General features: G+C 40.8%; 22 protein-coding genes and 1 tRNA gene. 15 read left to right on the top strand and 8 right to left on the bottom strand.

Annotated features, from left to right (window positions below; all coding sequences use genetic code 11):
* Positions 1–14: 14 nt before the first annotated feature.
* The 7 genes from NF865_RS06775 to fba all read right to left on the bottom strand — a co-directional run bounded on the left by NF865_RS06775 (position 15) and on the right by fba (position 7,638).
* Positions 15–1,172 carry a M24 family metallopeptidase gene (locus NF865_RS06775; RefSeq protein ID WP_253304000.1) on the bottom strand — a complete coding sequence of 386 codons (1,158 nt, stop codon included), beginning with the start codon at positions 1,170–1,172 and terminating at the stop codon, positions 15–17.
* A 140-nt stretch (positions 1,173–1,312) separates the two neighbouring features.
* Positions 1,313–1,444, bottom strand: a complete 132-nt coding sequence (locus NF865_RS10395) for a hypothetical protein (RefSeq protein WP_301281849.1) — start codon at positions 1,442–1,444, stop codon at positions 1,313–1,315.
* A gap of 211 nt (positions 1,445–1,655) precedes the next feature.
* Positions 1,656–3,149 (bottom strand): sodium/proline symporter, encoded by a 1,494-nt coding sequence (locus NF865_RS06770; RefSeq protein ID WP_253303999.1) that lies wholly within the window; start codon positions 3,147–3,149, stop codon positions 1,656–1,658.
* Between the two features lie 248 nt (positions 3,150–3,397).
* Positions 3,398–4,378 carry an aminopeptidase gene (locus NF865_RS06765; RefSeq protein WP_253303998.1) on the bottom strand — a complete coding sequence of 327 codons (981 nt, stop codon included), beginning with the start codon at positions 4,376–4,378 and terminating at the stop codon, positions 3,398–3,400.
* Between the two features lie 318 nt (positions 4,379–4,696).
* Positions 4,697–5,404: a helix-turn-helix domain-containing protein gene (locus tag NF865_RS06760; RefSeq protein WP_253303997.1), complete on the bottom strand. Its 708-nt coding sequence runs from the start codon at positions 5,402–5,404 to the stop codon at positions 4,697–4,699.
* 367 nt (positions 5,405–5,771) lie between these two features.
* Entirely contained in the window at positions 5,772–5,888 is a 117-nt protein-coding gene (locus NF865_RS10480) for a hypothetical protein (RefSeq protein WP_436317669.1), read from the bottom strand.
* Positions 5,889–6,789: 901 nt separating this feature from the next.
* A complete protein-coding gene (gene fba, locus NF865_RS06755; RefSeq protein ID WP_253303996.1) occupies positions 6,790–7,638 on the bottom strand; it encodes a class I fructose-bisphosphate aldolase in 849 nt (282 codons plus the stop codon).
* A gap of 96 nt (positions 7,639–7,734) precedes the next feature.
* On the opposite strand from fba, the gene NF865_RS06750 reads away from it, so the two are divergent.
* The 8 genes from NF865_RS06750 to iadA all read left to right on the top strand — a co-directional run bounded on the left by NF865_RS06750 (position 7,735) and on the right by iadA (position 15,623).
* Positions 7,735–8,484 carry a biotin--[acetyl-CoA-carboxylase] ligase gene (locus tag NF865_RS06750; protein ID WP_253303995.1) on the top strand — a complete coding sequence of 250 codons (750 nt, stop codon included), beginning with the start codon at positions 7,735–7,737 and terminating at the stop codon, positions 8,482–8,484.
* Between the two features lie 102 nt (positions 8,485–8,586).
* Positions 8,587–9,864, top strand: coding sequence for a dicarboxylate/amino acid:cation symporter (locus NF865_RS06745; protein WP_253303994.1), 1,278 nt, complete (start codon positions 8,587–8,589; stop codon positions 9,862–9,864).
* Positions 9,865–9,955: 91 nt separating this feature from the next.
* The gene (locus NF865_RS06740) at positions 9,956–11,389 is read left to right on the top strand and encodes an exodeoxyribonuclease VII small subunit (protein ID WP_253303993.1); all 1,434 of its coding nucleotides are present in this window, start codon (positions 9,956–9,958) and stop codon (positions 11,387–11,389) included.
* 48 nt (positions 11,390–11,437) lie between these two features.
* A complete protein-coding gene (locus tag NF865_RS06735) occupies positions 11,438–12,082 on the top strand; it encodes an alanyl-tRNA editing protein (protein WP_253303992.1) in 645 nt (214 codons plus the stop codon).
* Between the two features lie 63 nt (positions 12,083–12,145).
* Positions 12,146–12,233: transfer RNA gene (locus NF865_RS06730), tRNA-Leu, on the top strand.
* Positions 12,234–12,369: 136 nt separating this feature from the next.
* Positions 12,370–12,774 carry an Lrp/AsnC family transcriptional regulator gene (locus tag NF865_RS06725; RefSeq protein ID WP_253303991.1) on the top strand — a complete coding sequence of 135 codons (405 nt, stop codon included), beginning with the start codon at positions 12,370–12,372 and terminating at the stop codon, positions 12,772–12,774.
* Positions 12,775–13,067: 293 nt separating this feature from the next.
* Complete coding sequence (nhaC, locus tag NF865_RS06720; RefSeq protein WP_253305606.1) at positions 13,068–14,384, top strand: Na+/H+ antiporter NhaC; 1,317 nt, start codon at positions 13,068–13,070, stop codon at positions 14,382–14,384.
* Positions 14,385–14,447: 63 nt separating this feature from the next.
* Positions 14,448–15,623, top strand: coding sequence for a beta-aspartyl-peptidase (iadA, locus tag NF865_RS06715; protein ID WP_253303990.1), 1,176 nt, complete (start codon positions 14,448–14,450; stop codon positions 15,621–15,623).
* A 177-nt stretch (positions 15,624–15,800) separates the two neighbouring features.
* On the opposite strand, the gene NF865_RS06710 is transcribed toward iadA, so the two are convergent.
* On the bottom strand, positions 15,801–16,928 hold the full coding sequence (locus NF865_RS06710) for a tyrosine--tRNA ligase (RefSeq protein ID WP_253303989.1): 1,128 nt from the start codon (positions 16,926–16,928) through the stop codon (positions 15,801–15,803).
* Between the two features lie 107 nt (positions 16,929–17,035).
* Here NF865_RS06710 and NF865_RS06705 point away from each other — a divergent pair, with 107 nt between their 5' ends.
* From NF865_RS06705 to NF865_RS06675, 7 genes are all read left to right on the top strand, one after another.
* Positions 17,036–18,097 (top strand): CGP-CTERM sorting domain-containing protein, encoded by a 1,062-nt coding sequence (locus tag NF865_RS06705; protein ID WP_253305605.1) that lies wholly within the window; start codon positions 17,036–17,038, stop codon positions 18,095–18,097.
* Between the two features lie 91 nt (positions 18,098–18,188).
* The gene (locus tag NF865_RS06700) at positions 18,189–19,580 is read left to right on the top strand and encodes an ABC transporter substrate-binding protein (protein ID WP_253303988.1); all 1,392 of its coding nucleotides are present in this window, start codon (positions 18,189–18,191) and stop codon (positions 19,578–19,580) included.
* Positions 19,577–21,421, top strand: a complete 1,845-nt coding sequence (locus NF865_RS06695) for an ABC transporter permease (protein ID WP_253303987.1) — start codon at positions 19,577–19,579, stop codon at positions 21,419–21,421. Before NF865_RS06700 ends, NF865_RS06695 begins: the two co-directional genes overlap by 4 nt.
* A gap of 9 nt (positions 21,422–21,430) precedes the next feature.
* Positions 21,431–22,495, top strand: coding sequence for an ABC transporter ATP-binding protein (locus NF865_RS06690; RefSeq protein WP_253303986.1), 1,065 nt, complete (start codon positions 21,431–21,433; stop codon positions 22,493–22,495).
* Between the two features lie 26 nt (positions 22,496–22,521).
* Positions 22,522–23,124, top strand: coding sequence for a DUF447 domain-containing protein (locus NF865_RS06685; RefSeq protein WP_253303985.1), 603 nt, complete (start codon positions 22,522–22,524; stop codon positions 23,122–23,124).
* A gap of 51 nt (positions 23,125–23,175) precedes the next feature.
* Positions 23,176–25,143: a metallophosphoesterase gene (locus NF865_RS06680; RefSeq protein WP_253303984.1), complete on the top strand. Its 1,968-nt coding sequence runs from the start codon at positions 23,176–23,178 to the stop codon at positions 25,141–25,143.
* Between the two features lie 81 nt (positions 25,144–25,224).
* A complete protein-coding gene (locus tag NF865_RS06675; RefSeq protein ID WP_253305604.1) occupies positions 25,225–25,836 on the top strand; it encodes a hypothetical protein in 612 nt (203 codons plus the stop codon).
* Positions 25,837–25,862 lie beyond the last annotated feature (26 nt).

The following is a 25,862-nucleotide window of genomic DNA, read 5'->3' as shown; positions in this document are numbered from 1 at the left end:
TGACATCATCTCTTTCATATTATTAATAAATCATTATCAAAAGTTTGAGGGGTTAACAATTCGTAACCATCCTGTGTCACTCGAATAGTTATTTCGACTTGAAGTCCGCCTAAACCAAATTCATAGTACGGTGTCTCGATGTTTATTACCATGTCTGGTTCCAAAACAGTCTGATTACTTGGCCTAAGTATGGGTGGATCATAGCACTCTGCACCAATACCATGTCCGACATGATGCCTTCTATAATGTGGTATTCCTGCTTTTTTAACTGCTTCCATTGCTATCTGGAATATTTCTGATGCCTTGACCCCTGGTTCTATAGCATTAGCTGCTTCTTCAACTCCTAAAGCGATTGCCTTAAAGTACTTCTTGACTTTTTCATTGGCCCTTTCCAATACTGCTATTTTTGCTATGTCTGAGTAGTACCCTTTGTATTCACATCCACCATCAAAACGGATTATATCACCTTTTTTAACTTTATAATCACTTGGCAATGCGTTGGGAAAAGCGCTTCTAGTGCCACACCCTAGAACTGTGAGGAAGGGTTTTGCACCGTTTCTAACTATTACTTCTTCAAGTTCTTGGGCAAGCTCTCGTTCAGTTACACCTTCTTTTACGGACTCCAGCATCCTCTCTACTGCTTTTTGTGATATCTCAGCAGATTTGCGTAATAATTCTATTTCCTCCTTTGTTTTAATCATCCTGATTTCTCTAAGTATGTTATAAGCGGGCTTAAAATTAGCCTCTGGTAACATAGCCTTAAGTTTAGACTGTGTGACGTAGTCTATGCCCATTTCGTCTAATCCTATATTGCTTTTGTCCAGCCCTTTTTCTGATAAAACATTTGTTAAGACTGTAAAGGGATCTAACCCTGGTTTAGCTATCTTTTGGAGTTTAGCAAGTCTCAATTCCGATTTCGAAAGTTCGGTTGATTCTCCTTCCTCTATATAGAACGTGCCATAGGTTCTCACATCCTTTATCCAACTGGGGTTATCTGCATAGAGATCTAAGTCGGACATTGGTATTATCAAGACCGGTTCAAGATCACGTGGAAATACTGCGTATATCTGAACTTCTTTTAACAATTTGTGGCTAACACTTTGGTAGTTGCTAAGATAAAGGACGTTTTCCGGTGTGGTAGATACAAGCACGTCTAAGTCATACTTCTCCATAATTTCTAAAGCCCTTTTCCGGTTAAATAACAAATTTATCACCTCATAACATTTATTTAGTAATATCTACATGTTTACCTGATTTTATTTTTCTACTATGGGGATTTAGTGAAAAAGGGAAAAGCAAGAGAAGCTAACCCTTAAACTTTGAGCTTTCCTCTGAAGAGCTTTAACCATATAACAATTGCCGCCCCAATTGCTACTGGAATTATATTTAAAGTTGCAACTGCAATACCCACCACTCCTATAATTGCTCTTACTTCTTTTCTCAAGTTTCCCTTGCCCACCCGATTAATGCTATTACCAGTAGGTACAGAGCCAAAGCAAAAAATAAACTGTGTACCTTCAAACCTTTTCCTTATAAAGTTTAGCTAGTTTCTCAATACCCTCGGCAATCTCCTTCTTGTGTGGTCTTGAGAAATTCAACTAACTGGATTTTTACCACTTTCATCAGTTGAAATTAAAAAAATAAAATTTAAAAATTCATGAAGCTTGTAATTGCTTCCACTCGGAGTCTTCAGGAAGTTTACCCGTCCTAGCGTAGACTACTAAATCCTGTGCTTTCTTTGGAGGTTCTTTATCTAGCAAACTAACAATGATATAAACTATAGAACCTACAGCCATTCCTATGGGTGCAGGATGAGCTAAATCCCTCAGTGTATGATACCAAACAATATTAGTGACAACTCCTGCTATTAATCCCCATATAGCACCCTTTTGGGTGCCTCTCTTCCAGTAGTACCCGCCTACTATAATAACTCCTAATTGAGCAAATGTTCCCCATGCATAAGCAACAAGCCATAATACAGAGCTAGGTTTTAGAGCAATTAGTATTGTTGTAATTCCTATAATTAGAACGACAATTCTAGAAAGTTGAACATGTTTTTCTTGGTCAACTTCTTTACCTAATATCCTTGTGTAAATATCCCAAGCTACTGTACTAGCTGCTACGAGAAGCCAGGAGTCTGCTGTTGACATGGCTCCTGCTAAAACTGCAGTTGTGAAGAGAGCAGCAATAACTGGTGGGTATACGTATCTAAACAACTGTAACAGTACGTACTCCGGATCTCCTCTTGGAAATACTGACGGATCAGGCCATAGTACCTTACCAGCAAAACCCCCCAAAGCTGCTCCTATCATAAAAATAATGATTACAACTGTTGCTATTAATCCTGCTCTTGCAATAGTTTTTGGAGACTTGGATGCAAGATACCTTGGGTAAAGATGGGGTTGTCCGAGATAGGACACAGTCCCCTCTCCTAGTAGAAAACTTATTCCAAACGCAAGTACTGCCATAGTGGGAGCAAGCTGTACTAAACTAGGATCAATTGAATGTAAGGCGTGAAACGTTGGGGTAATACCCCCAACCTCCTTAATCCCAGCAATTACTGCAAGTGTTAATCCAAGTAACATTATTGCTCCTTGAATGAAGTCTGTCCATGCTACAGCAAACAATCCACTTGCCATTGTGTATAATGTAATTATTAACCCTGCTAAAATAACTCCATATGCATATTTCCAACCAAAAAAGAATTCTAATGTCTTACCTGAGGCTACTAATTGAGCTAGTACATACAACCATGAGCCCAAAAGAATCACTGCACTTACAACAGTAGATAGGCGGTTTTCATCATCATAATATCTAGCCTTTAAAACATCTGTTAAAGTTATGGCTCCTAATAATTTCCCTAGTCTCCAAGTAGGGATAGCACAAAGCACAAAAACCATGACAGTACCAATGACAACTCCCGGTACATTCCATAGTCCAGTGTAGCCCATTGCATAACACATCCCAGCAGCTCCTAGGAATACCCAACCACTCATAGCACTTGCTTCATGAGTAAATGCCATAACCCACGCTCCCATTTTTCTGCCAGCAACATAGAAATCTTCAACAGTTTTCGTGTATTTAGTTCCTAACCAACCAACTATAAGTAAAAGAATCAAGTATCCTATGAATATCGCTTCTTCTATCATCCTTCTTCACCTTCTTCTTTCTTTAGAATATTGTAACTCCACCATGTCATGTATCCCAAACTTGCTAGTGGAATGAAAACTAACATCAACCAACCTGTTAAGACATATCCCTCCATTTTTAATTCCCCCTCAATTAATTTAGTTTACTTAGAATAACGAAATATTCAACTTATCCACTAACATAAATTCTATATTCCTTCTCTAGGATAGATAATATGTTTTATCTCATTTGTTTATCACCCCCATCATCATTTTGCATAAACATGTTCTCCGTGATCTATGATGATTTTACCATCTACAATTACCGTAGGCTCCTTAATTACCACGTCAATGTGCATGGGAGCTTTTGTAATTCCCCCCATAGTGTGATTATCTCCTATACCAAAGTGGATAGTTCCATAAACCCCTTCATCTTCAAGCATACTTCCACTTAATTCACACATTGGATTAAGACCTATTCCAAATTCTGCTATATTATATACAGAAGGATCATTTGCTGTTTCAAGCACTTTTTTAAACTTCCTAGCTTCAGTTCCACCATTAATTTCTCTGATAAAACCATCTTTAACTGTTAGTATAACTTCTTTACCTTTAGAAAGAGGTCCTATTTCAGGCAGAACGATACTTCCATCCACAACAATCTTCCCATTTGCTGTACCTTCTACTGGCGCAATACAAACTTCAATATCGGGGGGAGAAGAAACCATTCCTGGCTTATCACAGATACCATATTCTCGAATAGGAGAACGACCTTTTATAGAAAATTCAATATCAGTACCTCTTTCTGTGATAACTTTAACTTGCGAACCATTTAAAAGAATTGAAGCTAATTTATCAACTAATTCCCTCTGAGATAAAAAGTCTACATATAAACCCCCGCTACAAAGCATTTCTCTACGAAAGTCTGGTAGGTTTATCCAACGAGCTCCATTTTTACATGCTTCTTGGCGTGCTTTGGTGTGAAAAAGTGAAAATGTTGTGACTGCAAATACTACATCTGCCTCTTTCACGGCACCAACTACAGTTTTAGGGGGCTCTTCTCCATGTGTTTCTCGAGGAGACATGATAATAAGCACAGTTTCTGCATTTTTTTCTTGAGCTGCAATGACAATGTATTCTGCGATAGAAATCTTATTCGTGTCTGTAATTACTACTACATTCTCCCCCGGCTTCACACATCCACAAGTATTAACTAATATACGTGCACCCTCTATTTCACATTTGGTCATACAGCGGCCACCCCTATTCCATGATGCTCCTCAATAAATTATTTTCTTATTGTCTAAAATGTGCAATTATATTTGAAAATATACAATGAGAACTTTATAAATCTCTAGAGCGGCATAACTTATTAAAGGACAAAACAATTCCTCAAGAATTTTAAAGTTGGCTTTAGTAATCTCATCTTTAAAAATATAGAGAAAATACCCTAATTTTCGCTTGAACTTTGTGGATTCGCTTAATAACAAAAAACAATATCAAGGTATAGGGTAAATGTATATTCCTAAATGTCTAGGACAATAATCGATTCCTAAAAGTTTAAAGAATTAAGGCTGTTTTTTATAGAATTTGGAATTAAGAACCCAACTAATAATTTTTTTTTCAGCTTTTCTTAATGTATAGCTAAAAGTTGAAGGAGACATATTCAAGGCTTTTGATATATCACGGAGACTCTTTTTTCTTGGGAACTCATAGTACCCCTCATCCAAGCATTTCTTTAAAATTTTTTCTTCAATTTCTGATAATATGGGTAAATCTATGAAAATATTAGCTTTGCAAACATAGGTGAGTATTTCTTTTTTTGCTTCTTGAATTTCCATTCTATTAATATATACAATATTAACATTTGCTTTTTCTAATAACTCAAATAATTTGGAAAAAGATGTTAGTGAAGGTCTGGTTGCTAATAACCACTTTGTGATGCCTTTCTCAACTACTGGTGGGTAGAGAGGGTAAAACCCTGCCTCAACAAAATATGGTGTAAGATGTTCTAATTTTTCCCAAGTTACTACAAAACTCATATTTTCCGATACCTCAATTACATGGTAATCTATTACATTTCCATCTTGATTTAAAAACTCATAAATGCACCTTGGGGGAGCGTTTAGTACATATTGGGTTGAAAATGCCAGAATGTCTTTGAAAAAAAAACTTATTTTTTCAATTTTGCTATCTAATAAGGTGGTTGTAAGACTCGAACGCCATCCTTGCTGACGTACTCCAATCTCTACTATCTCTTCAGTATTCATGTTCATTACATGATTTTATCTCCTGACAAATTTAAAAGTTTTTGGTTCAATGGACATTGGAGCATTAGGTTTTTCTGCATTTTGATCACCTGAATCCTGAATCAGGTTTAACAGAATTATTTTACCAAAAATTTCAGTGAAGATAGAAGCAGACAACCTACACCGAACAAAATCCAGAAATTTAGACTGAAACACACTGAAAAACGACTTAACCAACACCCTAGACCTGCAAACACGCCGAAACTTCCGCGGATGATCCAACTGAAACCTAACCATATCCTTCCAAGCAGAACACCCCCTCGGTCTAGAACCCCTACCAACATTCCTCTCCAGCTTAATAAACGGCAAACCACCCTTCTCAATAACCAACCCCTCATTCTGCCAAGCCAAATGCCCCACAATCAACCAGCAAACACTCCAACTGTCCAACATCCCTGATCAAATTCCTGAAAACCGACGAATCATACCGAAAACCTTCAGTCACGCGCAGTGAAACTACAGTTTTAGATTCTAAATCGTAAAGAACATGCAGTTTTAAAAATCCCCGGCCGCCTTTTTACGGAGCATGCTGGCAGTCTTCTAGAAACCTTCAAGCCCGTGGAGTCAATCGCCAGTTTTCTGGAGTTAATTTGCTTTAGGATCAGTTTGTTGAGGTTTGCTAGGTATTCTGGTGTTGTTTTCTTCCTGTATCTGTCTAGAGTCTGTCTGTCGGGAATTTTGGTTAGGTTTAGTTCTTTTTTTGATCCAGTCGGTTGATTTGAGGTAGTTCTGGTAGTTTCTGTCGCTTTTGTTTATGTAGAATTGCCAGAGTATTAGGACTGTTATGGCTTTTGGGTTGTAGGCTGGTCGGCCTCTTCCGCCTTTGTGGACTGTGTAGGGTTCTGGTAGGGTGTAAATTGCGTTTTTGAGTGTTTTGAATACTTGTTTGTTCGGGAGATTTCTTAACTGTTCGTACTTGGCTCAGTTTAGTTTCTGTTTTCTTTTCCGCGGTATGGGTTACAGCCCTTGTTCTGCCTTAAAAACTCTACCGATAATTTTGCTCCAATGCCCCCCAACCCAAAAGTCCCATGAATAAAACCCAGCTCCAGACTCTTAAAAGCAGACTTATACCCCTTTTGCCTTATCAATCAGAAAAAGTTGATTTTCGTAAGATTCCAAGACAAGCAGGAAGGATTGTTGTGTGATCGATTCCAGATTTTTACGACTTGTTTGTAGCCGAGATCTCTCTTCGGTATATTCTTGCTGTCCTGATTTTCTTTTCTGGCGAAAAGAGTTTTAAGACTGAAATTACTCAAAGTAAATAATGGTTTTCTGAAATATGGTCGACAACTTAAGTGTAGCGCTCTACTGCTTATCCTGTCAGTATTTCCAAAATAAAGAGTTAAGAAAAGTCAGATTAATCCTTCAGCCTTTGCGGCTTCTTCTGGGTCTTCGTTTCTGTGGATTACCCTCAGAAGCGCCTTGATCATTGGTTCTGGGTTTTCTCTCTGGAATATATTTCTCCCAACAACTGCTCCGCTTCCTCCAGCTTCAATGACTTCCCAGACGAGCTTTAAGAAGTCCACGGGATTGTCTGTCTTTGCGCCTCCACTCAAGAGAACCGGAACACCAGATGCGGCGTCAACAACTTTGGCAAATGTTTCTCTTGACCCCGTCCAATAGGTTTTGATCATATCCGCTCCCATCTCGGCTGCAGCTCTTGCACCATACATAACTACCCTGTAATCCTCCTTCTTGCCGTATTTTTCATTAATGTATGGTCCCCTTGGATAGGCAAACTGAACAACTGGATATCCCAAATCGTGGGCATAGCTTGCTATTTCTGCGAATTGTCTCATCATTGCACCCTCATATGGGCTTCCCCAGTAAACAGTTGCCGCTACGGCATCAGCGCCCAGTTTAATAGCATCTTCAACAAAGCCGAGCTGATCCTGCATAAGCCATTCTTCTTTCGGTCTAAGCCCTGTTTTGCTGGTAAGCTTTACCATCAAGCCTACATCCTTACCGATGAGCTCTTCACCTGCTATTCTCGCTATCCCTGGAAGCATCATTACGCCATCTACGCCAGCTCTAACAACCTTTCGGATTATGATTCCAGGCTTAATGTGCTCCCAGTTTTCTTCAAAATCTGTTGGCCCATGTTCAAACCCGTGATCCATTGCAAAAATCAAAGCCCTCCCATTTCTCCTAAAAAACCTTCTAAGTCTTCTTTTAATCCCAATGTTGTTGTACGCTTCCATACCATTCACCTCTGGTGATACACTATGAAAAGCAGGATTTAAACCTATCGTTAATTAAATAATCTCAAAAGCCCAAGATATACTACGGTGGAGGAAGTGCTTGGACTTAATACTAAGAGCATTGGAAGGAAAGTGATATATTTTCAAGAAATAGAGTCAACAAACGAATACGCCAAAAAAATAGCTCCCCACGAAGACGAGGGAACAATAATAACAGCCGATGTCCAAAAAAGAGGCTACGGCCGAAAGTTCAGAACTTGGATGTCCCCTAAGGGCGGACTATGGATGAGCGTAATATTAAAACCAAAAACCACCCCAGAACACATAGTCAAAATAGTTTTCCTTGGAGCAATAGCCGTTGTTGAAACTCTAGAGCGATTTGGAGTGGAAGCAGCAAAAATAAAATGGCCCAACGACGTCCTTGTAAATGAAAAAAAGATATGCGGAATCTTAGCAGAGGGTAGCTTTTCTGAAAGAGAAGTTTACTACGTAATTTTAGGCATAGGAATAAACGTTAATAACCCAATTCCAGAGGAACTTTTAAGTACTTCCACCTCAATAAGCAAGGTTTTGGGAGTTGAAATCCCAATAGAGGATGTCTTTAAAATCCTTGTAGAGAGATTGGAATATTGGTACAAGGAATTTCTCCACGGAAAAGATGAAAAGATACTTCAAAAGTGGAAAGAGAAAGCCATTCTAAATAGGGAAGTTAGAGTGATAAGAGAAGAAGGAGAAATTCGAGGAAAAGCTGTAGATATTGATGAACTTGGCGCATTGATCCTTGAACTCGAAGATGGCAGAAAAGAAAAAGTTCTCTACGGAGATGTATCACTGAGGTTTGAATAATTTCCCGCATTTTGTATTTTTGGAAAAAGTTATATACCACGAACGTACAAAGTTTCTCTGCCGTAGGCATCTATGTACAACGTACATCCAGAGGTGATCTCAATGGGACTTCTAAAAGGATACCTTGAATATCCAATTTTGAGGAAGATATTTATTGGACTGATTTTAGGTGCAATATACGGACTGATAGTGGAGGCCATTGGCCACCCAGGAGCAGCAACTGCAATAAAACCTCTTGGAGACCTCTTTGTTAGGCTCCTAAAGATGTTAGTGATGCCAATAGTCCTAGCTTCGCTTGTCGTTGGTGCCGCAAGCATAAGCCCGGCAAGACTTGGAAGAGTTGGTGTAAAAATAGTGTTCTACTATCTAGTAACATCAGCCTTTGCAGTATCCATAGGACTTATAATGGCCAACATTTTCAAGCCAGGCCTTGGGCTTGAACTCGGCACTGGTGAAGGTAAAGCCATAGAAGCAACAGCCCCATCCCTTGTAGATACCCTCTTAAACATAGTACCAACAAACCCATTTGGAGCTCTTGCAAGTGGCGCAGTTCTTCCAACGATATTCTTTGCTATTGTCTTAGGAATAGCCCTCAGCTATCTCATGAACAGCGAAGATGAAAGAATCAAGAACTCAGCAACAACACTCTATCATGCATTTGACGGGCTTGCAGAGGCTATGTACAAAATAGTTAGAGGAGTTATGCAGTACGCTCCAATAGGTGTATTTGCATTAATAGCATACATCATGGCAGTTTATGGGCCGAAGGTTGTTGGGCCTCTCGCTAAAGTAACCATTGCAGTATATCTGGGCTTAGCAATTCAAATAGTGGTCGTCTATGGGCTTCTCCTCAAGATCTTTGGTCTGGATCTAGTCAAGTTCCTCAGCAAGGCTAAAGACGCCATGATCATGGCATTCGTTACAAGGAGCTCAAGTGGTACTTTGCCGGTCACAATGCGTGTTGCAGAAGAGAATATGGGCGTGCCAAGGAGCATCTATTCATTTACACTTCCATTGGGTGCAACCATTAACATGGACGGAACTGCTATCTACCAAGGTGTCTGTGCAATGTTCATAGCTTATGCAATTGGACATCCTTTACCACTTAGCCAGCAGTTAGTAATAGTCCTCACAGCAGTCTTGGCTTCAATTGGAACCGCTGGTGTGCCGGGAGCTGGAGCAATAATGCTAGCGATGGTTCTAGAAAGCGTAGGATTACCCTTAGAACCAGGAACTCCTGTTGCTTTGGCTTACGCAATGATACTTGGAATCGATGCTATCCTCGACATGGGTAGAACAATGGTTAACGTTACAGGAGATTTGACTGGAACTACCATAGTTGCAAAGACTGAGGGAGAACTTGACTTAAGCAAGTGGTGATTTCCTTTTCTCCTTTTTTTAATTTGGGAGGGATAGAGTTAAATACCCCACCACCATTTGGTTCTTAGTACAAAAACATTGGGGGATAAAAATGAAAAAGTTAGGAAGTTTTTTGCTAATTCTCCTTCTGAGTCTTTCTTTTGCTCAAGCAGAGACAGTAGACCACTATAAAGAAGAATTTACGCTCAAAGTTAAGCTACTCCAAAATGGAGATGCTCAAATAACGGTAACGACCTCTATACTAGGGCCGAAGGATGAAATACAAAAAGAAATTGCCAGCGTATTAAATCAAACAAACATGAGTGAAGAAGAGGCAATAGCAAAGTTTGAAAAAGAGCAACTGGATAACTACGTTGCCAGTTTAGCAAACGCAGGGATAAACACTAAAAATCAAACATTCAAACTGACCAGCATTAAAGAGGATAACTTTACAGCAGTCTTCGCGGCATATGCAGAAAAGTTTGCCAAATATTACTCCTACGATGACTACTGGGAAATAGTTGTGGATCCAACTAGAGGCTATGGAACAATGCCAACCCCAACTATCGGATTACCCCAAAGAATAGAACTTCACAACATATTTATTATAGAGCTCCCTGAGAATGCAGAGCTTGTTGAATATCCTAAAGAATACACAAGAGAATTCGGGCAAAGCAAATTCCACGTACTATCAAAAGTTGAAGGTAACAAGATTATAATAAGTTCCGATATTTACTTGGAAGAAAATCTGTCTCCAGAAGGGTTTGAGGCACTCTTTGGTGATTATAATGCATTTTACATACGTTATACCACCCCACACAAAGGAGAAGAAACATACCAGCCTGTAAAAACCGAGCAGTATATAAGAGCGGAGATTTCAGAAGATGGGACTACCAATCTCCGTATAAGGGAGACCTATATCGAACCAAAGGAGCAAATAGAACTTATGAAACTCCAAATAAATCTTATGGGGGCTGGAAACGTAACCAATATGATACTTCAAAACTCCCTCCAGGGGATGGTAGCTCAAGGAATAACAGTGGAAGATGCAAATGCAAGCATATTGGGATTGGATAAGGAAGGTCCATTGACAATAGAAACCAACTACGTCCTGAAGAACTTCACTAAGTTAGTAGATGGAATCTACGAATACTCATTTGACCCAACGCTCTTGAATCCATCCCAGCTGGGATATAGAGCTCAAAACGAGATAAACCAGAGCCTAAGAATTGAGTTTATCATTCCACAAGATGCAGAAATTGTTGAAGTTCCAAACAACGTAAGCAAAGAAGTCAAAGGAAACAGATACATACTCTCCACAAACGTAGAAGGAAGTAAGATTTTGATAACAGCGAATGTATTTGTCAGATACGGTGCTCCCTTTGAGGACATACAATCCCTTCTAGGAGAAGTCACGAGAGCCTATATTCGGTATAGACTGCCCTCAGAAGAAAGCAAAATAAACTTAACAACTCCTCAGATAGCGGGAATAGCAGGAGCAGCAGTTTTAATAGGTATCGCCCTCTTCATGTTAAAAAAGAGGTAGCATTAGGTTTTTAATTTTCCCTTCAATATTTTTTGTCAGGTGGTAAATATGACAAGGGAACTTTATTATGAGGACGCATATTTAAAGGAAGCCAAGGCAAAAGTAGTTCAGATAAAGGAGAATGCCCTGCTTTTAGATCAGACCATATTTTATCCAACTGGAGGCGGACAACCCCACGATACAGGCACAATAAATGGAGTCAGCGTTCTGGATGTTTACAAGGATGAAGACAGAAACATTTGGCATGTTGTTGAGGATGTAAGTCCCTTTAGCGTTGGGGACGAAGTAGAACTAAAACTCGACTGGGAAAGAAGGTACAAACTTATGAGAATACACACTGCGCTGCACCTCTTAGATCACGTGCTTAATGAAGTCTTAGGAAAAGGAAACTGGCAACCACATGGGAGTGGAATGAGCCCAGAAAAGGGCAGGTACGACATAAGATACCCTGAGAACATCAATCAATACAAAGATAAGATAATTGAGCTGTTTAATAAGTACGTTGATGAAGGCGGAGAAGTCAAAATCTGGTGGGAAGGGGAGAAGAGGTTAACCCAGATTAGAGACTTTGAAATACTCCCCTGTGGAGGAACACACGTAAAGGACATTAAGGAAATTGGCCACATAAAGAAGCTCAAACGCTCAAGCATAGGAAGAGGAGTTCAGAGAATAGAGATATGGCTCGAGGACTAAAGTGAGGGTGAACCATATCGATTAGAAAGATTTAAAAGGTCTTCGAAATTCATCTACTAACGCGCGGGGGTTGCCGAGCCTGGCCAAAGGCGCGGGATTCAGGGTCCCGTCCCGTAGGGGTTCCGGGGTTCAAATCCCCGCCCCCGCACCAGAAGACAGTTTACTTTCAAGCTCTTCTTTTGCTTTTGTTGATTATCCTAACGAGTACCGAGTACTTAAGATCAGACACGAATACGTTAGCCAGAAAACATAAAAACTGTAGATTAAATTATGATAAGGGAGACAAGATGGAGACAGATAACGAGATACTTGTTTTAAGGAAGATTTTCAAGGGCAAACTTGATGATCTTGACATTAAGATTTACCAGTTACTGCGAGAGGACGGTAGAATGAGTGATACAAAAATTGCAGAAGAACTTGGAGTTTCAGTCACTACAGTCAGGAGGCGACGTTTAAGGCTTCAAGAGGAAGGAATTTTGCAAATAGTTGGACTTCTTCTCTTGCGGGCAGCAAATGTTGCATATGCAGATGTTTTAGTCAAACTAAATCGTCAAGCAAAAAGGGATGACATCAATAGCTTCATTTACGAAGCAATTGCAAATCCGAGAATATACGAAATAACAGAATACAATTTTAAATCATGGAATTCTTTTGGTATTATTTTGATCGCTCCTTTTCAGTTTAAGTTTTAACTACTAATTACGACATTCATGGGATTAAAGCCAATTTCTAAATCAATACTTTACGAAACATATAGACAAAAATTAACACACTAGGCTTTTAACTATTAAACACGAGATTTAACATTGCCACATGCAAACTTTGACTAAAATATAAAAGAAAAGCCACAAAGCTGGTGGATGATGGGAAATTCGTTCTGACACCAGCTAAGAGGATAAATAAGGAAAGAGGTGAAATAGAGATGCCAAAAAGAGAAGTTGGGTTAAAAGGAGCAAGTGCAGTAATACTACTAATTTTGGCAACAATGGTCGTAGGAAAGTTGATATTGGAATTTGACACGGCAATTCTGTTAATGTTCGTAAGCATAATGACAACAGCGATATACGTGTTTTATTATGGTTTCTCTTGGAAAGAGCTCTTTGAAGAGGGCACAGTTCCACTAGCTGCAAAAGCTATGGGAGCAATGATTATTTTGATCACAGTAGGGCCATTAATTGCCATTTGGATGATTTCTGGAACAATACCCTACCTAATGTATGCAGGTCTCAAGACCCTGAGTCCAAAAATATTCTTAGTGGCTGCGACGATTATATGTAGTATAGCTTCCCTTTTAACTGGAACTTCATGGGGAACAGCAGCCACTTTTGGAGTAGCTCTTATGGGCGTTGCCTATGGACTTGGAGTGCCATTACCTGCTGCTGCTGGAGCCATAGTAGTTGGTGCATATTTAGGAGACAAAATCAGTCCTGTATCTGATACTACAGTTCTAGCAGCTGCATTGGCAGAAGTTGATGTTCTTGATCACGTAAAGTCGATGTTGTACACTACAATGCCAGGGTATTTAATTTCCTTAATAGTATATGGTTTAGTAGGGTTAAAGGCAGGCGGAAACATCGATTGGAGCAAAGTTAACGTTATACTACAAGCATTGGAACAGAACTTTAATTTAAGTCCAATAACATTAATTCCTCCCATTCTCTTGTTAATCTTAGCTTATAAGAAATATCCAACAATACCAGTGTTATGGGTAGCCATTCTTGCTGCAATCCCCATAGCAATGTGGCAAGGCTATGATATTGCCACGATTGTTAAAGTTATGGCAAAGGGACCTTCAATTAACACTGGAGTTGAGGCCGTTGATAAGATGCTCAACAGAGGAGGAATTTCGTTCATGGCAAGTGCAATGGCAGTTGTATTCTTTGCATATATTTTCGCTGGACAATTAGAGCGCAGTGGTAGTATTTCAAAGATTATAGAGTATTTGCAAACTAAATTCATAAAAGGAAGCGTTGCAAGACTAATATTTGCAACATCTCTCACTGGAATATTAACCGGACTGGGAACTGGAAATTCATATCTTTCTGAGATAATGCCAGCTACAATGTTCAGAGACCTTTTTGACAAAATGAAAATCAAGAGAACAGTGCTATCCCGTACTCTAGAAGACTCGGGAACTGTTGTTGTTCCCTTAATTCCATGGTCCGCGGCGGGTATCTATATGACTACAGTGCTAGGTGTGCCAACTATCCAGTACCTTCCATGGGCTATAATGTGTTACCTTGGTTTCATTACAGCATGGATATATGGTTATACGGGAATAGCAATCTGGAAAGAAGAGTGAAACAATGAAATTTGATTTTCCGTTTTTGTTTTTCTATTTTAAATCTTTAAGGAGGGGATCATTATGAATATATTGATAAAAAACGGCGAAATTTACTCACCAGAATATAAAGGAAAAAAGGATATACTTGTTATGCACGGAAAGATATCTACAATTAAAGAAGATATTCCTCCTGAGATTACTCACCACTTAGGTGATATTGAAGTCATTGACGCATCAGACTCAATTGTGATTCCCGGCTTTATAGATCAACATGTGCATATTAATGGTGCTGGTGGAGAGGGAGGTCCACAATATCGCACACCGCCTGTTCAGTTGACCCAGTTGAGCACAGTTGGAATAACGTCTGTGGTGGGAGTATTGGGAACAGATGGAGTTGCTAGGTCACTAAGAGAGTTGTTAATGAAAGCTAGGGGATTAGAAAATGAAGGCATCAGCACTTGGATTTATACTGGAGCTTACCAAGTCCCTTCTCCAACGATCACAGGAAGCATATTATCTGACATCGTGCTCATAGATAAGGTAATCGGAGTGAAGATGGCGTTGTCAGATCACAGGTCATCCCATCCAACGATAGACGAGCTTCGGAGGATTGCTTCGGATGCTAGAGTGGGTGGCATTCTATCTGGAAAAGCTGGAGTAGTGCATATTCACATGGGGAGCGAAAAACCTGGCCTTACTCCCATTTTAAAAGCCATAGAAAACACCGATATTCCGATAGAGCAGTTTGCCCCAACTCACTTAAATAGGTGTGAGGATCTGTTCAACGAGAGCATAGAATTTGGAAGACTTGGAGGTTATGTGGACATAACGGCAGGTGTTTCCCCCGAATATGGCTTTGACGAAGCTATAAAACCAAGCGAAGCTGTTAAAACACTACTAAAGAAGGGAGTTCCGGTCGATAGAATTACAATGAGTACTGACGGGAATGGGAGTATGCCAAAGGTCAATGAAAAGAAAGAACTAGTTCGCATGCTTATAGCTCCAGTATCATCTTTATACAAGGAATTTGTGGACATGGTAAAGGAAGAAAAGATAGATATTGAAGATGCCGTTAGAATAACTTCCACAAACATTGCAAAACATTTGAAACTTAGCCAAAAAGGAGAAATAAAACCCAATAAAGATGCTGACTTGGTAATCCTAGACAAGAATACATTGAAAATTAAATACGTTATAGCTAGAGGGGAGATACTAGTAAAAGAAGGAAAGCCCATAAAATTTGGAACATTCGAATAGCTTTTTATTTATTTCTTTTCTTCTTTTTTGAAATTCTCATACAATGCATTACTACAAAATTTAGTCTGTTTCCGGGAATTTTGATGTTAAGTTGAAACGGTAGACATTACTTTTCATTCTCGTCTAGAGTTATCCAGAAACAGAAAAAGTTAGAGATAAAAACTCAAAATAAAAAGCTCATCTTGTTATTTGCACGCTTTTCATAAGCTCCAATGGTTCGGGGTGCTTTTCGAAGTATTCCCTAACTGGTTTGAGGAGCTCTATCAGGTATTCAGCAACCGCATTCTTTAAGTCGAGTGGATGTATTTTGCCCTCTGCAAAGTCTTTCTTAAGTTCCTCAAATGTTGTGTACGTTACATCGCCACCAAACTTGGCTGGCCTGTGAATTGTAAACTCCGTTGGCTCTTCTCTGAAGATTATGTGCTCAGCCCAATCAAGAACTGGGTTGTAGTTAACTTCTCTTGCTGGACAGAAGGCTTTTCTAAGCTTTTGCCTTATTTCCTCCGGGCTGTCGTGGATAAACACTGCTGAGTATGGCTTGCTCTTGCTCATCTTCATTGCCGCTTTAATTTCCTTAAACTCCTCTTCGCTTTCAATTGGCCATTTTGGAGGTTCTTGGAGACCTAAGAGGAGGTGGTGGTGAACCGCAACAGGCTTTACCTTTTCCCCATTCCAAACGAGCGGGTGATACCTTAATTTTGGAGCGACTTCAATCGCAATAACATGAGCTTTTCTTTGGTCCATTCCAGCATGTGCAATGTTAACTCCCTGGTAGAAGATATCGGCAACCTGCATAGCTGGATAGATAAGCTTTGCAAAGTCTATCGCCTCTCCCATCTGTCTTCCCATAATAGTTATAGATCTCATCATTCTTGCCAAGGTGACGTTCTTTGAGATATCAATAACCGTCCTCCAGTAATCGCCTCTCTCTAGAATCTCGCTGGCCAGAACGAACTCCACTTTGTCTGGGTCTCCCCCCATAACTTTAATGCTCTGCTTCATACCTTCCTTGAAGTAAGTTAGGGCAACTTTTTGTATAACCTCAAGGTCTCCTCCAAGTTTATCATTAATCCAGCTGTGCCAGTCGGCCAGAAATATTCTCGTTTTTATTCCGGCTTTTTGGAAGTCAGCTATCTTTGCACCAGCCATTAATCCAGTGCCAAGGTGAATGTAACCGCTTATTTCAAATCCAATATAATGCTGTAATGGCATTCCAATTTCCAGCAAATGTCTGAGGTTCTCAACTGTTAGCACTTCCTCGGTGGGCTTCTTTGTTATTAGGCGTATTTTCTCTTCTATGTCCATTCACACCACCTACTCCCACCTATGAAATGACTCTTTTAAGCATTTTTCTTTAAGAACATTCAAAAATCTTATAACTTTCAATTTTATAAAATAGTTTGGTGAACGCCATGAGGAAGCTTTCAATACTGCTTTCAGTCTTTGTGTTGTTTGGCCTTTTTGGTATGGCTTTTGCTAGTGCAGCTACAGTTGCAGTGGATTTGGCTCATGGAGAAAACGAGAAGTATCTCGCGGAGGACGTCCTTGAATACGAAACCAATAAAACCCTCGCGCATGGAATTGTTAAGACTATTACCGACGTCGAATGGGGCTATTTTGGCGACCCAATGGCCGCAGACACTCTGGGTATTAAGCACCTTGGAGAAAAGATAACCTCTGATGCCCTTGCAAATGTTGACATGCTCATTCTTGGCCAGCCAACAAGCCCCTTCGCACCAGATGAAATCCAAGCCATTGCAGAGTGGTTTAAGCAAGGAGGAAAAGTTCTCTGGGTTGCTGCCGATAGTGACTACGGTAGTAGCGGTCCTCAAGCCCAAGATATTGCAAACACACTTCTTGAACAACTCGGTGTCGGACACTTGAGAATTGACCTTTGTTCTGTTGAAGACCCAACAAGCAACGCTGGAGCATCTTATAGAGTTGTTGGTCTTGTACAACCTGACGACGGCACTCCAGACAAGGAAAAACTCACCCAAAACTTCCAGCACGAAGGAAAAGTTCTCTATCATGGTCCAGCCATAGTTGCATGGGTCGATGACAATGGAAACTGGCAAAAACTCGTTGACGGAAACGTTCCAGAGAACGTTTACAGAATCGTAAAAACTTCACAAGATGGCACAATCGTAGAGAACAGCGACCCACCGGCAAACGCTTACACGGCCGGAGAAACCGGAGTATTCCCACTCTTGGCAGTCGAGATAATTAAATTCGACAATGGAAAGCAGAGCGTTCTCATCGTAAGCGGTGAAAGCCCATACGGCGACTACGAGCCAACATGGAGTGCTAAGTACCACGGTGTCGACCTAGACGGCCCAGCATTCGTCACAAACATGATACACTGGGCACTAGACCAAGCAGCAAAAACAGAGACTCAAGCCGGTGGAGGAGTTTGTGGTCCAGCAGCTTTAGTAGGACTAATCCTACTTCCGTTGGCCTTTAGAAGAAAGAAGTAGTCTTGCATCTTTTCCTTTCTTTTTGAGCTTTTAACATTTTTATGACAAAATTTAAAAATAGGCATCTGAACTTCAAAAGGGGTGAGCATTGATGAAAAAACTTGCGAGCCTTTCGATTTTGTTCATTATATTGTTCAGCGTAGTTGCCGCAGGATGTATTGGAGGAGGGGAAACTAAAACAGAAACGCAAACAGAGGGAGTAACTCTTGTCGTTTTAACGAGACACGACGTAACTATACAGGTAATGGCAAAGAAGATGTTCCTTCAAAGTGACATAGCGAAGCAGTATAATATCAAGGATGTAAAGTTCATAAAGGCTCCTGAGTCACTGTGGCCAACATATATAGAAAAAGGAGCTGACGTTGGATGGGGAGGCGGTCCAACACTCTTTGACGATCTCTTCAAGAATAATTATCTTGCCCCCATAGAAGACCAAAAGGTTCTGGGTCTCATTGGAACTCAAATTCAAGAAACAATCGCTGGAATGCCAATGGTCAGAAAAGGCAACGATGGAAAGATATACTGGATTGCAGCGGCATTATCATCGTTTGGATTTACCGTAAACCACGACGTTCTTAAGAGATGGAACCTTCCAGTTCCCCAGAGATGGGAAGACATAGCGAGCGAAACGTTTGCAATGGATCCACCTCAAGTGGGAATTGCCGACCCAACAAGGAGTACTTCAAACACAAGGATTTACCAGATAATTCTTCAGGCTTTTGGATGGGATGAAGGATGGAATATTCTTACACTAATCGCAGCAAACTCAAAGATTTACGATGCTAGCGATGCTGTCAGAGAAGCCGTAATTGCTGGAGACATTGCCGTTGGAAACACAATCGACTTTTATGGATATACCGCAATGAAGCTAAATCCCGCTTGTGAATATATTATCCCGAAAGGCCAGAGTATCATAAACGGTGATCCTATAGCCCTTCTTGTGAATTCACAAAACAAAGAAGCTGCCCAAGCATTCATCTATTGGGTTCTAACAGAAGGACAGAAGATATGGCTCGATGAAGAAATAAACAGACTGCCAGTTAACCCAAGCGTATTCGACACCCCAGAAGGACAAAAGAGACCCGACTTAAAGAAAGCTTATGAGAATGCTCTGAAAACAGAGGGAATAGAATTTGATGATAATAGAGCTCTAGCAACAGTAAATTCATTGCAGCTTTACTTCAAGGCCACACTTGTCGATGCAAACCAGGAGCTCCATAGAGCATGGGTAGCCTTGGTAAAAGCCTACAAGGAAGGAAAGATAAGCGAAGAGAAGTACAAAGAGCTAAAAGCCAAGCTCCTTGAGCCTGTAAAATTCAAAGATCCAGATACTGGAGAAATAATGACACTAACAGAGGAGTACGCCAAGAAAATCAACGACAGACTTGCAAAAGATTCCTCCTTTAGAGATACCCTCATGCAAGAATGGAGAGATGCTGCAAGAGAGAAATATCAAAGCGTTCTCGCGGAGGTGCAAGGATGAAAGTTAGCAAATGGAGTGAAAGACTTTTCGGGACTCCACTGTTTGAGCCCCTCGTCGCTTTTTCTTATATTTTTCCGCTCTTGTATCTGATAGTATTTTTAATAGTGCCAGTTTTGTCCATGTTGCTTATTGCTTTCACGTATGATGGGAACATTTCCCTTCACTGGTTTAAGAGCATATTAACGGATTCCTACTATATTCAAATTCCCCCACATGGGGAATTTGCTCAAAAATTGACAACCTCCACAGGCGAAACTCTGTATCTAATCAGGGGTTTAGATTTTGGAGTTGTGCTTAATTCTCTCATTGTTGCCGCACTGGTAACGCTCTTCACGGCAATTTTGGGAACTGTCTTCGCCTTTGTAATGGCGAGATACAACTTCAAAGGAAAGAACTTCTTTAGAATTGCTCTCTTTATACCTCTGCTGGTAACTCCCTTTGTGAACGCTTATGTAATAAAGCAGATGTTTAGCGAATTTGGGCTTATAAATTACATTTTCCACGAAGTCCTTCACATACTCCCGTTTAGGATTAAAATAGATGGTTTAGCAGGTGTAGTTTTAGCTCAATCCATGGCGTATTATCCAATCGTTTACTTGAATGCCTATGCAAGCTTTATCAACATAGACCCAACCCTTGAAGAGCAGGCAGAAAACCTTGGAAGTAAAGGATTCCACCTCTTTAGAACAGTAACCTTCCCCCTTGCCCTCCCCGGAATTGCCGCAGGGGCAACTTTAGTGTTCATCTTCAGCCTTGAAGACCTAGCGGCACCAATTGTCTTCCATGGAGACCCACTGGCGAAGAAACTCATGTCCTATCAGATATTCAGCAAGTTCATCTATGGGCTTGGAGAAAGAAGCCCAGAAATAGCTGCCCTTTCAATAATAATGCTGACCCTAGCAGTAATTGCTTTCCTTGGCATAAGGAAATATGTAAGCCTAAGGCAGTATGCAATGCTAAGCAAAGGTGGAAGGTGGAAGCCAAGAATAAGCGATCCAAAGCCATGGCAAGCCCTCTTAATCTACTTGGTTCTTCTCCCAGTATTGTTAATCACCATATTCCCACAATTGGGCGTGATTATGCTTGCTTTCTCCGAAAGATGGACTACAACAGTACTTCCACAAGGGTTCACAACTGATTACGTAAAAGAAATGATACTAAACCCTGACGTCAGGAGGTTCATTGTGAACAGCCTTGTTTATTCTGGAGCCGCCGTAGTTCTCATAGTGCTCCTTTCAATAACTTCCTCTTACGCCACAAGCAGATTCAAGGGCATTCTAACTCCTATCTTGGAAAGCATAGTAATACTCCCAATTGCAGTGCCGGGAATTGTAGTCGCAATGGGATACTTCTATTTCTTCTCAGCGGTTACCCCAGAGAATTCACCGCTAAACCCAACGTCGCTCTATGGATTTAACCCTGCGTTGGTGCTGATACTTGCTTATTCCATAAGAAGACTCCCATTTGCAGCAAGGTCTGTCTATGCAGGTCTGCAGCAAGTTCACGTATCACTCGAAGAATCGTCTATGAACCTCGGAGCCTCAAGGTGGAAAACGATAACAGGAATTTTAATGCCACTAATATCTTTGAACGTCTTTGGTGGAGCAATGCTAAGCTTTGTCTATTCAATGAGCGAAACAAGCGTTGGAATAACCCTTGGTTCAATAAATATGGCACAGGCACCAATAACAGCATTCATGAAAGAAGTTTTAATGTCCGCAGCGGGTAGTATAAACATAGCAGCAGCGTTGGGAGTCTTGTTGATAGTGGTACAGATAGCGGCAATTGTTGTGGTTAACATTATTACAAAGCAGAGGTACTCCTTCATTGGATTAACATGAGGTGAGAATATGGTTGAAGTCAAGCTTGAGGGCATAGTGAAAACTTTTGGTGAAACCGTTGCCTTGAAGGGTATCGATCTTCACATAAAACACGGGGAGCTGTTTACACTACTCGGGCCAAGCGGTTGTGGAAAATCGACAACGTTAAGAATAATAGCGGGGCTGGACTTTCCAGATGAAGGACATCTGTACTTTGATGACGAAGAAGTAACTTACAAAAGCTCAAGTGAAAGGGGAGCGGTTTTAGTTTTCCAAAACTATGCATTATGGCCCCACATGACTGTCTACGACAACATAGCCTATGGGTTAAAAATAAGAAAGCTCCCCAAACAGGAAATCGAAAGAAGAGTAAAATGGGCTCTTGAATTAGTCAAACTCCAAGGTTATGAAGATAGATACCCAACACAGCTCAGTGGTGGTCAGCAACAAAGAGTTGCCATAGCAAGAGCCCTTGTAGTAGAACCAAAGCTACTCCTGCTTGATGAACCTCTCTCAAATCTGGATGCAAAACTCAGGCTGGAAATGAGATCGGAGATAAGAAGAATACAGAGGGAACTTGGAATCACGGTTCTATATGTTACCCACGATCAGGAAGAAGCAATGGCAATAAGCGATAGAATAGCCGTGATGAACATAGGACAGATAGAGCAGGTAGGCACGCCAAAAGAGATATATGAACAACCAAAAACCGAGTTTGTTGCATCATTTATGGGTAAAACCAACGTAATTCCAGCCGAAGTCGTAGAGAGGGACGGAGACAAGGTAACTGTTGAATTCGAAAACTTCAGACTCAACGGACTTACATACAGGGACAAGAATGACAAAGTTGTCTTGGTCATAAGACCAGAGCGCATCAGCCTTCACCCCATTGAAAACGCGGTGGCACTAACGGGCAAAGTCGACCTCATAGAATACTACGGATTTTTCATTGAAGTCGTTGGAATGTTCGGAGAACAGAGAATAATTGCCAGAACAATAAACGACAAAGACGTTGCTCATCTAAAGCTTCAGGGAGAAGTAACGTTCTACATAGACAGAAATGACATTCTTGTGCTTCCTAAACAAAACCTTTAATTCTTTTTTGTTTTGGGGGTTGCGCAATGGAGATTTTCGAAGAAGGAAAAGTCTACGAGGTCCTTCTTGCAACCAAGTCAAACATAACCCCAGTTGGAGTTATTAGACGCGGAAATAAGTTGAACTTCAAGCTCTTTGAAGGCAAAAGTGCCAAAGACATAAGAAATACTCCCTATGCAGTGATTCATATAACATGGGATGTTGAGCTATTAGTGAAAGCCGCCCTCAACTTACCAGTTGAAGTAGAGTTTGAAGAAGCAAAATCAGTTCCCATTAAGAAAATAAAGGACCTTCCCAGTATAGAAGGTAGGGTGGAGTTTCTTGAGAGAGACATAAAAGACGAATTAGGGAGAGCCCATATGTTAGAATGCTCGTTGATTCCAACCTATGAGGACATACATCCGATGGTATTTCCACCCCTCAGCCGGGCAGATTTCCACTTGCTGGAGATGGGGATACACATAACAAGACTGTATGTGGCGACCAGATCATTAAATGTGAGGGAATCTCAAAAGCTTTATTCCAAGATTTGGGAAAGTTACAGGCTCTACAAAAAACTTGGAGGTAGAAGCGAACTCGCAGAAAAGATTATGGGGTTTGCAACCGCAGCTCTAAGATGGAATCCCTGAAAAGTGATAACCTTTTTAATGTTCAAAACTTTCTAATATTTTGGTGATCTCATGAGACGAATGCTTGCGTTTTTGCTGACGTTTCTGACTTTGTCCTTGATTAATGTAAGCCCAGTAAGTGCAGAAGCACTTCCAGGAGATATTTTAAAGATGCCAATGCCCGGTGCTCCAGCTATAGCACTTCCGGGAGAGACGATAGAGATACAGCCCCAAGAAGGTGTTGATATAACAGAGCTCACAATAGTCTCAGTCATGAATGGCCCGTATAAACTTGAAATTTTGGAGAAGGGAGATGGAATAAAAGCCAAAATACCCGAAAATGTTGCCCCAGATGTGTATTTTCTCCAGGTCAAGTCGAACAAAGGAGAAGTTGTCATTCCCAACGGAGTCTGGGTTCTTAAGGAGTATCCCAAGGTACTTAGAATTGCACACGTAAGTGATACTCACATCACAAGCGGAACTAAGTTCGGCTACGTCTGTGGAGAATACTTCCAAAGGGATATACAGAAAATACAAGAGCTATGTGATGGAGGCATGATCATTCCACTCCACAGCTACGTTGCCACAGATAGTGCTTATACCTACTGGAGCATGGATAACAGGGTTGACGTTATAATAAATACCGGAGACGTCGTTGATACCGCTGGAGATAGCAAGGGATACAAAATGATGCTCGATATAATTTCTAGAGCAGCTGCAGCCGGAAGACCAACGATAATCGTGAAAGGAAACCATGATGACCCACCGAACTATTATCCCAAACTGATAGGGCCAACTGACTATTACCTCACCATAGGAAAGTTCCTCATTATAGCCCTCGACTCTCATGGAGACGAAGCGCATCCCTACATGAACCAGCTCGAATGGATGGAGAAAGTTCTTGAAGAGCACCCCGACAAAATCCCAATAGTTATCGTTCACCACCCCTACTGGTATTCTGCCCCACAAGGATGGATTGGAGGAACAATTGAAGGGTTTACTGCGTTTGATGACAAAGATTGGGAAGAATTAACTCAATATGTAGGTTACTACTGGATCGGGGGGCCAGAGAAGACAAGTGAAGATATAGCAAGAAGATTCCTCCAAGACGTTGAGAAGTACAACATCAAGCTCGTCATGAGCGGTCATATCCACCACGACAAGCTCCACATCTATGTTGATAAAAATGGCAACGAACACTGGTTTGTAACGTTAACAGCAACCGGTGCTCCAGATAAGGAAACCAATCCTCCTTCAGAACCCGACAAAAGTCCCACGTGGTACGGTTCGAGAATAGTTGAGATAGACGAAAACGGAAACGTCAGGCTCCCAGAGATCGAAGAAATGTTTGGAACACTGTTCAGTGACTTTATCTCTCTGTCGATTCCACAGGAGTTCGTTGCATTTAGATGGACAACGGATTTTGGAAGTGCAGTGAAGTTCATAAACTTGATTGGAGAAGAGAGCGGTAAATTTGCCATAGAGGTGCCAGAAGGTGCTCAAGTTGATGCCAGCGTTACAAACGTCACTTACAAGCTTCTTGGAGAGAGAAAAATTGGGGACAAGACCTACGAACTCTTTGAGATAACGGTTCCAGAAGGAGTATCTCAGCTAGTAATAAGTAAAGGAAAAGATACCCAAAAGCCGGAAGTGACTATTCCCTATACCACCCCCTCAAAGCTAGTAAAAGGCAAGCCGTTTAAGGTCTACATAGGTGCCAAAGACAACCTCGGAATTAGAGACATCTACGTGGAAATAGAAGCCAATGGAAAGATTACAAGGTATCCAGCAGTACAATCAAGCGGAGGGCAAGCGGAGTACTTTGTAGCAGAGATTCCAGGCGTTGATGCTGATGAATACATTATAAGAGCTGTGGCAGTGGACTTTTATGGAAACAAAGCAACATTCGAAAAGGTTATCGGAGGCACGCAAACTACGAGCAAAACCTCATCTTCAACAGAAAGCAAATCAACCTGTGGGCCTGCAGCAGTTTTAGCATTCTCCCTGATTCCGCTCGCTCTACTTAGAAGAAAGAAATGATCTTTTTCTTTTTTATATTTTCGTTCCTCATATAGAAGACTTTTTAAACCCACTTGTCTTTCCCCCTCATAGGTGGTGCCCTTGAAATTTAAAGGGAAGGCCTTTGGCAATTTAGTTAGAATTGAATTTGAAATACTTAGCGTTAGCGAGCTTAAAATTGAAGATTTAAAGGATTTTGATATAGAGACCCTAAAAATCGAGCTTAGACCAACTTCTTCTGGAATAAAGGTAGTTGGAATATGGGAAGGAGAAGTAGAAAAAGCCGGCGAGGGGATAAAGAAAGCCCTTGAAGAGAGCTACAAGCTGAGAGACAAGATATTGAATAGAATGAAAGCCAAGATTGAGAGAATAAGGGGAGTTATGAAAAACCTCGGATTTGAAGAAGAGGTTCTGGGTTACGGAAACCTAATCAAGTTCACAAAGAAGATTGGAGATTATGAAATAGCAGTTGTTGCATCGTCCAAAGATGACCTTATCAGAGTGGAAGTTTATGGGAATGACAAAAAGATCATAGGCCCTGAGATTGAGAACTTCTTTGAGGATGTAGATGTAGAAGAGCTCGAGGTTTACGGATTGGATGAAGACTCCCAAGAGGAGAGGCTTGTAATAAACCTCGAACTGCCTGAAGAGGAAGTTCCAGAAACAAAGATAGTGGAGGCAATAAAGCTAATTGAAAGTCTTTTGATGACCTGAATCCCTTTTCTCTTTTCCGGTTACTT

Origin of the sequence: Thermococcus aggregans (assembly GCF_024022995.1) — an archaeon.
Taxonomy (GTDB): domain Archaea; phylum Methanobacteriota_B; class Thermococci; order Thermococcales; family Thermococcaceae; genus Thermococcus_A; species Thermococcus_A aggregans.
The sequence above is the reverse complement of the archived record's forward strand: the minus strand, read 5'-3'. Positions and strand labels throughout refer to the sequence as shown.